7 protein-coding genes are annotated in these 12,161 nt (G+C 57.6%); all 7 read right to left on the bottom strand.

All coding sequences use genetic code 11. The annotated features are described in order from the left end of the window. Positions 1-789 (bottom strand): hypothetical protein (locus tag ACJROR_RS15405; RefSeq protein ID WP_406547866.1); only part of this gene is annotated, 789 nt, incomplete at its 3' end. 11 nt (positions 790-800) lie between these two features. Beyond that, complete coding sequence (locus ACJROR_RS15400) at positions 801-2,417, bottom strand: hypothetical protein (protein ID WP_406547865.1); 1,617 nt, start codon at positions 2,415-2,417, stop codon at positions 801-803. A 24-nt stretch (positions 2,418-2,441) separates the two neighbouring features. Beyond that, entirely contained in the window at positions 2,442-3,218 is a 777-nt protein-coding gene (locus ACJROR_RS15395) for a hypothetical protein (RefSeq protein WP_406547864.1), read from the bottom strand. Continuing rightward, the gene (locus ACJROR_RS15390) at positions 3,211-5,919 is read right to left on the bottom strand and encodes a virulence factor SrfC family protein (RefSeq protein ID WP_406547863.1); all 2,709 of its coding nucleotides are present in this window, start codon (positions 5,917-5,919) and stop codon (positions 3,211-3,213) included. The genes ACJROR_RS15395 and ACJROR_RS15390 overlap by 8 nt, the downstream gene beginning before the upstream one ends. 17 nt (positions 5,920-5,936) lie before the next feature. Then, positions 5,937-9,014: a virulence factor SrfB gene (locus ACJROR_RS15385; protein WP_406547862.1), complete on the bottom strand. Its 3,078-nt coding sequence runs from the start codon at positions 9,012-9,014 to the stop codon at positions 5,937-5,939. Continuing rightward, a complete protein-coding gene (locus ACJROR_RS15380; RefSeq protein WP_406547861.1) occupies positions 9,011-10,939 on the bottom strand; it encodes a hypothetical protein in 1,929 nt (642 codons plus the stop codon). The genes ACJROR_RS15385 and ACJROR_RS15380 overlap by 4 nt, the downstream gene beginning before the upstream one ends. 299 nt (positions 10,940-11,238) lie before the next feature. Beyond that, positions 11,239-12,161: M15 family metallopeptidase (locus ACJROR_RS15375; protein WP_406547860.1), on the bottom strand; the 923-nt coding region annotated here is incomplete at its 5' end.

Genomic DNA, 12,161 nt, shown 5'->3' with positions numbered 1-12,161 from the left:
CCGGAGGAGCTCCCCCAGAGACTGAAGGAGCAGACATTCCATAAAGCCGGAGCAGATCTCCCGGACATTAAACACCTCGAGGCCTGTTACCGCCGGATCAAACAGGCGGCCGGCAAAATCCCGGGCGTCCTCAAAGGAGCGGATCCTGACCTCCCGCCCTTCCCGGCGCAGGCTGATCTCCGGGGATCCCAGCGTCCTTGCCGCGGCTTCCCCGAACAGGTATCTCACAAAGGGCTCCTTCCAGACCTCGTTACGCACCTCGGCAAGATTGCAGAGCTTAAGAAAAAGCCGGGCCAGAAGAGCGGCTCGTTCCTTCTGAGCCCGGGAGACCGGCCGTTCCTCCAGGGTGCCTTCCTCATATCTTTTAATAATGCCGCGAGCCTCCCGGCGGAGAAAGGAAACAGCCTTCTTTTTGAAATCCACCCGAGCCAGAAAGCCGTAGCGCTGATTGCGATCCCGGGCGGTTTCGGGATCGTTCACAAACATACCGCCGAACTCCCGGCCGGGATCTCCGGTTCGGGAACGGCCCTGGGACGAAGATTTCCCGCCGCCGGAAACGGGCGCTGCAAGACCGCCCAGAGACTTCCTGATAAAGTCCCGGTAATTGAAGTCCCGGGGGCCGGCATCATAACGGCAGTTATCCGTGGCCTCGTCGTACATGCCGGCGATTTCCGCATCCTCTACCGGAGCCGTCTGAGAAAAGGTGATCTTATGCATGCTCCGGTTGAATTCGCTCCACTGGCCGGAGAGATCCCGCATAAAAACATCAAAATTAAAGGTCTCTTTCATAGATCCGGGGATCAGCCCTCCCGCATGCTGCTGATGGCATTGCTGAGCTCCTTAACCCCGGTGAGAATGGTTCTGTTGTAGGCCTCGGACCACTGCTTCACAAAACCGGCATTCTTGGCCAGCATTCCGTCCAGAGACTCGCTGATGCGGGGTTCAAAGCCCTTAAGCTCCTGAATGCCCTTTTCCAGAGCTTCGGTGGCTCTTCTGAGAGCGTTTATCCTTTCATCAAAACTCCGGGTAAGATCCGAAACCGCATTAAGCCCCTGCCGCACGCTGATCTCATTTTCACCGAGCTGCTTCACCGCGGCATTGAGAGCGGCAGTCATCTGCTCCAGAGCCTCCCGGTCGCTCCTGATGGCGGCCATGGAATCCCGGAGGCTGCCGTTAAGCTCCTGACAGAAGCCGCCGAAGGTCTCCGAGGTTTGCTGCCACTCAGCCACGTTAGCCGCAATATCCCGGTGGTAATTATCCAGACTGCTGCCGATCTTTTCATACTGGGCCGTGATGATGCCGGTGGCCGTGCGGGCGGAATTCACAAACTCCTCCCCGGCGGTCTTCACGGTTTCCGTCTGGAGAGAAATGGCCCGGTTAAGGCGATCCTCCAGCTTGTCCAGGGTTTTCAGGATCACGTCGGTGGTGCGGTTATCCATGTCCCGGATATACATGGTGATCTTCTGGGAAAGCTCCGTGGTCATACGCTCCGACATGCCGTCAAGAGCGGTGACAATCTCCCGGGACATGGCGCGCACCGCCCCCTGCACCGAGGTGTCCTCAATAACGTCGCTGATGCTGGAAAGAGCCGTCTCCGAGGCAATATTGGGCGGGAAATTAAGATCGATCATCTTGCAAAGCTCCCGGATTCGCTTCCGGCATCTGCTTTGCGCCCATCTGATAACAACACTGGAAGCAATGCTGGCGGCAATGCCCCACACCGAAGTAATAAAGGCCATTCCCGCTCCCGAAAGGAGAGCGCCCAGCCGGAGCTTGATCTCCTCCTCGGGAAGCTCTCCGCCGGCCCCGGTGATCCAATCGCTGACCCCGGAATCATTAAGACCGTAAAGAAGTCCCACAAATGTACCCAGAACGCCAATGCCGGTAAGAAGTCCGGGGACAAAAGGCTTCCTATGAAACATTTCGTAGCCGAGGGTTAATTCGTTAAACACCTCCCGGGCCTGACCGCGGTTACAGTAATGCCAGGAGCCTTTTACCGGATAACGGGTCAGCATGTTGCCAAAAATCCGGCCCGCATGCCTAAGATTATCATTCCCGTCCAGGGCATTCAGAAATTTATCGGTTACCTCGCAGCGGTTATAGAGAGACTCATCCCCGCCGGAGGCTTCCTGCAGGGATTTCTTAATGAACGAAATTTTTTTGGCCACCTGATGACTGTGGTACCAAAGCCAGCCCAGAAGAACTATACCGATGGCCACAATGCCCCAGCAGATGCATACGGAAAGCAGGTTGTCCCCTGACGGAAAGAGAGCCCACAGAATACCGTCTCCGGCCGTTCCCGTTTCCGGAGCGGCGCTCTCCGGCTCCGCCGCCAGAACCGGAAAAACAGAGATCAGGCCGGAAATTAAGCCGGCGCTTAAACAGGAGATAAACTTTGGCAGGCAGGCGCCAGACATTTCCAAATATTTCCGCATAACGAATCAGATAACCGAATATATAACCAGGGCCACCAGGAAAAGCACAATCGCCAGGATAGCCAGATCAAAAAAGCTGATAAAGGAAAGAGCCGAGGGTTCCTTGTAGCCCCCGGTTCTTAAGGTTCGTTCATAGGGCTCCTCCGGCGCCGGCGGCCGGGAGACGGGAGGCTTTTCCGCCTCCCGGGGCGCAGAATTATCCAGAGCCGGAGGGACGCTGTTCGCAGTCTTCCTGTTCTCCTTTGACTCCTTGTTCTCTTCTGACTCGGTTTTCTCCCCGGAGTCCGTTTTAGCCTCTGCTGTTATTTCCGGAGACTCCGTTTCCTCCTGAGGCCGGGGAATATCCGCCGGTGATTCCCGATGAGGCTTTGCCGGCCCGTCCCGGCCGTAAATAAAGGCCTGGGCCCGATCCGGATCGGGATAATCCTCCGCCCGGTTCACATCAAGACCGGAGGACGACACCTTCTGAATGGCCAGAAGATCGCCGGACTCGTCATAGAGGGCGAACCGGAAGCTTTTATGACTGCAGGCTGCCAGAGAAACCATCTCCCGGGACAGCTCCAGGATATAGGTTCCCTCCAGGGGCATCCCGGGATAGTCGCAATGCGCCTGCCAGCGAAACTCCGAGCCCGCTGTTACGCTGCCGCCGGGAGCGACATAGGAGGAGCCGTCCAGGTTCATAAGAGAAAAGCTGATCCCCGCGGGAGAGATCCCGTGAAACTCCGCCTGAAAGGTTCCGTCATGCGAGCACGGCCCCAGACGGCAGCGCTTCTTTTCAGCCATGACTGATATTGCTCTCGATATTCCGGTATTCGTTTACCAGGTTCTTCAGGGCATCCTCAAGCTTTTCTGAAAACCCGAACCGAGACTGATAGCCGGCGTTTTCCACAAACACCCGGGACATGGCCTGAGCCCAGACCGCCAGCGGGGATTTCCGGTTTTTGTCCGGTTCATCGCTGAGACAGCTGTCCAGATCCGCCACGGTATCCACGGCCGGCTTTTCCTGAACAGCCGTGCCGTTAAGGGTGTAGATAAAGTCCGAAAGAATGAGATTCACCACCTCCGGCACCTTGGCCCCGGTGTCCCGGTTGCCGCTGTCCATGCTGCTCAGGCGATCCACCTGCTCAATAAGCACCTTGCGGAGATCCGTCCGTCCCGCAAAATTCACGATCTCCTGCGCCGTGGTCGCCACAAACTCCGGGCTCAGAGGCAGCATGCGGCGATTCCAGCTCCGGGATGCGGCAAGGCCCTGCATCCAGTCCACCCATTTGTTATAAAGCTTTTCGCTGTCCCGAAGCCGGAGAGAACCAGCTCCGGCGGTCTTTCCGGCATTATCCGGATCCGGCGCGGCTTTGCTGTCCTGAGGCTCAGAGGGTTCCCCCAGAATATCAAAATCGAGATCATCAAAATCGGGAATCTCCTCCGGCTCCGGAGCCGGAGCTCCGGCGGCGCCGGAGGCGGACTCCGGCAAGGATTGCTCCTCCTCCGGGCGGAAGCGAATTTCGTTCAGCACCTCATCCCAGGCGTTTTTGATTTCGGAGAGGGGCATGTTGAACACGTTCACAAAATCCCCGAACTGACAGGAGAGAAGATCCTTTCTCTTTCTGACCTCGGCGTAGAAGATCCCGGCAAAGGCCTTTTTCTTGGCCGCCTGCCGTTCATCCTGAGAGGAGTTTACGGCATTCCACTGCTGGAAAAGCGGGATCAGCCGCTCCCGGAGCAGAAGAGAGAGGGCATTCTGCACCGCATCCTTCTTAATGGCGCGGATATCAATGGCCTGAATGCTTTTCACGAGATTGTCCAGACCGCCGTCATTCACCTTCAGCACCGCATCCCAGGCGGCCTCGGGGTTTCTGACATAGGTTCTGATGTCACTGTCCCGGCAGAGCTCCTGCTTCATGAGATCCAGACGCTCCTGATAGCCCTCCCGGATCCCCCGCTCCCGGCTGTCCGCCTTGTCGATGAAGGAACAGTCCAGGCCGGGCTTCCGCACCAGAAAGATATTGCTGAAGGGCCTTGGGGCATCCTCGGAGCCGTCCCAGTTTTTCAGCCATTCGCACTGGCCGAACTTTTCCAGCACGGTCTGCTGCAGAAGACCGCCGCGGCCGTAGACCCGGTTCTCCTTGTCCAGATCCTCGGCAATTCTTTTGTCAAACTTGGTGAGCGCCCAGAAAAGTCCGCAGTTATGCCGGGCCCGGGTCTGGGGATCGCCCCCCTGGGTCTGGCGGATCCAGCGGGAGATCACGTCCTCGATTCTGGGGGAATTGATCTGACTGTCGGCGGCGGTGCACAGGATCAGGGCGTTAAGGTCATAGTTCTCGGTGTATTTCTCAAAAAGATAGGCCACCTTGCCCCGGAGGAAGGCATCCGACATGATTTCCCGTTCCGCCGGGTTGTCCAGAGCCGAGAGATCCCGATCCAGCCGGCCCCGGTACCCCGGAAAGTCCAGGACGTCATTGTTCTTGATAATGTCGAATTTCGGATTCTCCACGGGAATCCGGATCTCCGCCGTAAGAGCAGCCAGCTCGCTCAGGCGGATCTGCTTCACCCCGCTCATGGTCTTCACAAACACCTCGCTGTCATCCGGAGACTCCAGCTTCTTCAGGGCATCCACGTTGATAAGGGAGATGGAATCCCGGGCTACCACCACCGCCCTTATGGGAGCCATGACGGTTTCCAGATGATCCAGGTGTTCCAGAGTGCCGGCCAGCCGGAGAAAGAGCTCCCGGAAGCGGTTATTGCCGCCCCAGAGCACGGAATAGTACCGGGCCCGTTCCGCCGTATTGAGGTAAACGATCCGTTCCCGGCCCAGCGTCCAGAATGCTTCGCCCAGAGATGTGTTAAGAACGCCGTGGCGGGCTTCGATATACTTCTCAAGGGAGGTAATTTCGTTTTCGGGAATGCGGCGCGCGGTCTTATCCGCGGGGATGCGGCCCAGATCCTCCAGCGCCTGCCGGGAAAGCTGCCGGATATCGCCGATGCCGGTGGCCGTATCCGGAAAATCCGAATAGTAGGAATTAACCAGAATCTTTACGATCTCGCACTCCGCCAGAAAGGTCAGCCGCACCGGATAATCGGGATCCGCATCCTCGTCCCGTTCGCCGTACATGGTAAAGCGGGTAACAAGACCGGTGGATTCCTTGCCGCTGCCCTGAGGATTGATTTTCTGGACAAAGTCATAGGTCTCCCGGCCCAGTCTGGTAATCAGCCGGTGCTCGTCATTGGAGGCCATGGCCGATACCAGATAGGACTTGCCGGCCTGAGACTCCCCGAAAAGACCGATCCCCGGCTTGTTGCGGGCGGTGCGCCGCATCACCGAGGCCTGATAGATGGCATCATAAAGGGAAGCCAGATGGCGGTTCTGCCCGGAGGCCACCGCCGGACTCACCCTGGCGGCATCGTTGATCCACTTAATGGCACTCTGGGAATTCTTCTCGGTTCTTTCCCAGAGACGGGACAGGTCTGCTAATTCTTCGCTGCTCATAATCCTTCCTTCTCCTGCTATCTCCGGCACACCACGCCATTATCCAGCCAGTAGTCATTCTCCCCCAGCTTGCTGTCCGGGAGGGTGCAGAGCTTCAGGAACACATTGGCGTTCTCCCCTTCGGTAATGACCTCAATGCTGTCCCGGTTGCCGCCGCTCACGCCCCGCACCCGGGAAACATCCTTCAGCACCAGCCGATCCTGCTCCCAGCGTCCTGCATCCTCGCTCTCGCTTTCGGCCCGATCCAGACAGAGCTCGATATAGGATTCGTTAATGCTGGCAATGCTGCGGGAAAGATCCTCGCTCAGGGTCAGCTTGTAAAGCGGCGTGGCCGGCCAGCGCTCGATTCTCACCGGACGGCTGCCGATGGTCATGCGGCCGCTCACCCGGAAGGAGCCCTCAAACTTATAGGAGCTGTTCTCCTCCAGATTGACCCCGGAATAGAACAGGGAGGTATTCAGTATCCTTCCGGAGGCATCCAGAGCTCCGATGTAGTGAATATTGGAGCGCAGCTTGCAGGATCCCACCTTGAGATAAAAGTTCTCGATCTGGGAGATCTCGCACAGGTAGGCGATCATGGCCCCCACCGCCACAGCGGTCTTGGGATCCCGGATCCGGCCGCCGCTGGCAAAGGGATACCAGTCCCCCACCCGCACGGAGGACATCTGAAGAATGCGGGACGGGGCCAGATCCACCTTGTTGCGGAAGGCGGAAATAATGCCGGGGAGCGTGGAGGGCCGGCCCGACAGGAGCACGATGTCACAGCGGTACTGGTTTATCACCTCGGCAATGAAGGAAATGGCCTTGCTGCAGATATCGTAGCGGCTCTGACAGGTGGCCAGGCGTTCATGGAGGAGATGAATGTCCATGTTCAGTACCACGTCCAGAATGGAGATGCTCCGGGAGTCCTTCTTAAGCCGGAGCTCGTCGGAAAAGAACGCCTCCACCCGGGCAAAGGTGCGGTCAGAGGCGAGATCCCGGCCGGACTCCTTCAGGATCTGGGCAAAGGTGCGGCCGTCCAGATCCCGGTAATTCTCGGCGCCGTAGTTCTGATAGGAGTTAATAATGGCCACCGCAATGGGATAAAGTACCTGCAATGTCAGCTGCTTTCTGCTGGTGGAGTGCTGCACGGAATTGTCATGCGGCTCCGAACCCAGACGTTCCGCGATGTAGTCATCCGCAAAGCTTTCGGAAAACCCCAGTCTTTTAACGAGATAGCTGCGAATCGAGGGGATGACATAGGTCTGAATAATATCCAGAAGCAAGTCGTCTCCGGCCACCTTGAAGCTCTCATGGAAGCGCTGCTCGGGAATGATGCCGCCCCCCTGTCCGTAACGGTAATCATTGATAACAAAGTCCGTGGTGCCGCCGCCGATATCCACGGTGGCAATGGTGATGCGGCGATCCGGGGAATCCGGATTCCGCACGGCCTCCAGGCTGTTAACCCGCCAGAAGTCCTCCCAGTGTCCGGAATACTTGCTGGTGACCTCCTTGTACAGGAAGACCGCCTGGCTGCAGAAGGCCTCGTCCCACTTGATTTCGCAGCCGGGATAAGGAGGCCATACCGCCTGGGAGGAAAAGTCCGGCTTCTCATGGGCCGGGGTAAGATCCCACTTCATGGCCCGCCAGTACACCGCCACGGCATCCGTAAGATGCTTCCGAAAAATCCCCACCTCCTCCAGGGGCATCCCCGGGGGCACCGTGAGAATAATATTGCGGAGCACTCTGGGGGTATCCCGCTGCTGGCCGTTCCAGCGGAAGGAGATGCTGTTTATCTGCTGCTCGGCCTGGGCAATTATCTCCATAAGAAGCAGCATCATAAGAGAGCTTCTGCTGAAGCTGGCATCCATGGCGGCATAGGAATCCGGCTCCCGGAACAGGGGCACTCCGGCTCCGTTTACCAGATTGGCGATGCGGGAATCCAAAAGGCTGGGCTTTCCCGAGGAATCCGTATGGGGATTGCACTGCCAGGCAAAGCGGGCCCGTTCCTCGTCCCAGAGGTATCTCTTGGGGCTGGACATGCCCGAACGGGATTCGTTTCCCGACAGCATCCAGGAAAGATGCAGGGCCTCGTCCCCGGCGCGCACCAGGGAATGCCACTGAAAATTCGTATACCCGAGCTCGGCCATTTTCAGGGTAAAGGACGGGGAGGCGAATTCCACGTTGCTGGAAAACGCATTCCGGTAAACATGCTCCGGCCGGGACAGATCCCGGAGCTCCACCGAGCGGGAGCTTTTAAGGCTTTCCCGGCCCTCCAGGAGGAGACCGCAGACCCGGGAGTTTCCGATATCCAGCACCATGGTGACATCAATGGCGGCATCCCCGAACCTCTTAAAGGGCTTCACCAGCACAGCGGGGCAGCCGGTAAAGCGGCGGCCGTTCATCTGGGGGCTTCCGGTGACGGATTTATCCAGAAGGGTGTAAATCAGGGCCTGATAGCAGCCCCGCCAGATGCCGGAGGTCAGGCCGGTTTCGATTTTGGCGGGAGAGCGTTCGGCCCTTTTCATATAATCCTTCCAGTAGCCGATTAGGAGAGATTTCAGAAAGCCCTCGTCCAGGAAGCCGAAGAGCCGGTCAAAGCGGGAGCAGAGGCTGTAGGAAAGTCCGCTGGCCACGGCAGAATCGCTGAGGTAGTGCTTCTCGGAACCGCGGCCGGACTGATCTCCGGAGCTCGTGGCGGTGTCAAAGGCCAGCACCAGACGGTACTTATGCTCCTCCCGCTTTTTAAGATAGCCCCGGCACCAGTTCAGAGGAGCGCAGGATTTATCCATAAAGTAAGGGAGCGGCACCCACTTTTCTTCAAAGATCCCGAAAACCTCATCCAGATGTATTTTCTCAAAATTTCCCTGCGGCAGCGAAGCTCCGGTGACCAGATCCCTGATACGGCCGCGATCCTTGGAGAGAATGCTGTCATCCTCGTTAAGCTCCCGGGGGGATCTCAGAAGGTGCATCTCCGGGGACAGCTGGAAGGTCTCCAGAGCATCCCGGGCATCGCTGTCAGAAAGATCGATGTCCAGATCCAGAAACTGCACACCGGTATTCTGGAATAAAACCAGCTTGTCGTTTTCAGCAAACTTGGGGGAATCAGGTATCATGGCTTTTCCTCTGACAACTTAACGTACTGAATATAACCCTTGCGGGCTCCCTCCTGGGGCACCACCCGGCAGAACTGACCGTCGGAATCGTGGCAGATCATTTCCCGGGGGAAGTCCGCGGGATCGCAGCCATTTCCGATGCGGGCGTTCTTGTCAATGAAGAACACCCGGCCCTGCTCCCATTTGGACAATTTGCCCCGGAGGGAGCAGCGGACGCTGTTCTTTTCGTCGGTAACGGTATAGCCCACTCTTCTGTCGCCGTTTGGCTCCGCCCCCAGATCCCGGTAGGAGATCTTAAGGTAAGCTCCGCCGTCGGGCGGCATGGCAGCGGCGGACTGCCCTTCCGGAGATCCGGAACCGCTTTCCGTTCCAGAGGTCTCGCTGCCGGAAGCAGTCTCATTGAAATCTGAGGAGCTGCCGGATTCCGGCTTCAGAAGGTCACCGTCACTTCCGATATTGGGGGCGAGGGAGCCGTTATCCCCCTCTCCCGCGCCGCTGCCGGTACTGTCAAACTCCGCATTGTAGAGGGCGGGATCGCTCCCGGGATCGGAAGAGAAAGGATCTGTTTCCGGTGCTGCGGTTCCGGAGGCCGGAGAGTCCGGGGAACCCGGATCCCCGTCAGGAGATCCGGCAGATCCGGAGCTCGCGCCCTCTCCGGAGCCCGTAACCTCTCCGGATATCACCTTGCCGGAAACGACCTCACCGGTGTCAACAATAACGCCATCCTCGTTCCCGCCGCCGGAAATGACCGGGATCTCCGTGTCTCCGGAGCCTCTGGTCTCCGTCACCACCGGGATCTCGCGATGCCAGGGGAGCATGGCTGACAAGGGCTTCCCGGGATTCATAAACAGCCACAGGAGCGCAATCAGGATAATAATGGCGAGAGCGATAAGCACCACGATAACCAGCCATTTCACAAAGGGCGGGAGTCCGGTGTCGCTCTTCTCGGCTGTTTCTGTATCGGAGGCGCTGTTAAGAGTGTCATTAAAGGTATCGTTAAAGACCACGGTATCCTCCGGCGGGGGATTCTTGTCCGCGTCATTCTCAGGGGGAGTCTCTTCCTGTAACCCGTTAGCCCCCGGATCATATTTCGCAAAATCCGCCTCCTCCGGGGCCGCCTCCTTTGCGGGCTCCGGATCTGCGGCATCGGGGATGGCAGTGTCCGAAGCAGCCTTGTCGTCAGAGCCGGCGGCAGCGTCGGCGGTATCCCGGGGCTTTACCAGATCCTCCGGAGTAACCCGGTCGCTCCAGTCATAGCCGCAGGACTTATAGGCTTCGTCATCATTTCCGGTGACAAACTGCTCCAGAGGGTGATGGTATCTCCAGTCCTGATCGGCGTCTTGTTCAGCGGCTTCCGCATCCGGCTGTTCTCCGGGAGGAATAACTCCGCCGATGCTCCGAAAGGGATTAAGCCGGTAGCCGTACAAGGCCGCTACCGGGATGTTGCCGTTAACGATAAAGATATTGTCATCAGAATCCGGGAGATGCAGAAAGGCGCCCAGCCCGCCGGCAAATTCCGGATTATAAAAGAAGCAGCAGAAACGCCGAAGATCCGGCTTGGGGTTTCTCTTCTCGAGGATTACCCGCGCTTTGGAGGACAGGTAGGCAAAATCATAGGCAATCTGTCTCTTGACCTCCTCCTGCTTGTCAGCGGGGAGCGCGGACATGGCCATCACGGATTTGATGTCGGTAACGGCATCGGGAATGAAGACGGTGATGCAGGAATTGGCCGCATCCTCCTGCTGCGCGGCAAAAAGCTGACTGAAATGCAGCTTAACGGACTCGGGCTCGTTTTTAAGGAGGATCTCGCCGATTCCCTTCAGAAGACGGGCTTCCATCCCCCTGACGTTGTACCCGTGATCTCCGACGCTGAGATATTTGTCCTTCTCAAATCTTCTGAGGAAATTGACACTGTTCGTATCCATGGAAGCTCCCCCGCACAGTCCCGCCTTTGCCGGTTAAAAGAGGCCGGGCATAAAAATCTTTAAAATCCCGCATCAAAGGATTATAGGAAGCCCTTTTCTTAATAGTCAAGAAAACCCCCGGAGCGAGATGTTTTTTATTGAATCCGCTTGAAAATTTGCCCTGAAGGTCAGGGCTGGAAACAGCGCGGCAAAGGGAGCGATAAAGGGCCGGCGGCAGAAAAAGGACAGGATCGGAAAACAATAACCGAATGCGGCGCCGGAGGCGGAGAAATATCCCCCCCCTGTCCGCCCGGCCGGGATTATTTTCCGGCGCAGGCTCCGGCGTTAACCGATTTAACCGCCACCGGGAAGGTGAAGTAGGTATCGGGGTACGGTTCATCCTTCAGGGTGAAATGCCACCACTCCCTGGAAATGGGCTTAAACCCGCGCTTCATCATGGCATTCCGGAGAATCATGCGGTTGTCATACTGAGATTTTTTGATATGCGTGTAGTCCGAATGGCTGAGCTTGCCGAAATAGTCAAAGGCGCCGCCCATGTCCGCCTCCTTTTCGGTTTTCATATCGAAAAGAGTAAGGTCAACGGTGCTGCCCCGGCTGTGTCCGGAATGTCTGGCAATATAGCCCTGAGAAAACAGCGAATCCTTCGGAAGCTCGGGATAAAAATACGGCTTCATGGCCGCGTCATCCTTGTCGTGCGCCCATCTCACAAAATGATCCACCGCCATCTGCGGTCTGTAGGCATCGAAGATTTTGAGACGATAGCCTTGGGTTACCAGATCATCGCTGACCTTTTTAAGAGCGGCGGCGGCCTCCTTTGTCAGGAGCGCCACCGGTTCCTCATAGCCGTCCACTCTGGCACCCACGAAATTGTAGGTGGAATAGTATCTGATTTCCAGAATGGCATCCGGCACCGCCTCGCTCAGGAGCACAAAGTCCCCGGCATCAGCGGAGAGCCGAATGCCGCCTTTCTTTGCCTTTGAGGGAGCGGCTTTATCACCGGCCCCGGCTTCAGGAGCGGCTGCGCTGTTTAAGTCAGCGGGTACAGCGGTGCCGGGGTTGGCTGTCTCGGGCATGGCATTGTCAGGGACAGCGGCATCGTCTGCGGCAGCCGGGACAGTGCCGGCCGGAGTCCCGGTTATAAAAAGGACGGCGGCGGCCAGAGTCAGAATGCGTTTCCGGGGCATTACGTTATTCGCCAGGCCGGCGATAAGGTCTGCGCCCG

The organism is Succinimonas sp. (assembly GCF_045225735.1).
Classification (GTDB): domain Bacteria; phylum Pseudomonadota; class Gammaproteobacteria; order Enterobacterales; family Succinivibrionaceae; genus Succinimonas.
The sequence above is the reverse complement of the archived record's forward strand: the minus strand, read 5'-3'. Positions and strand labels throughout refer to the sequence as shown.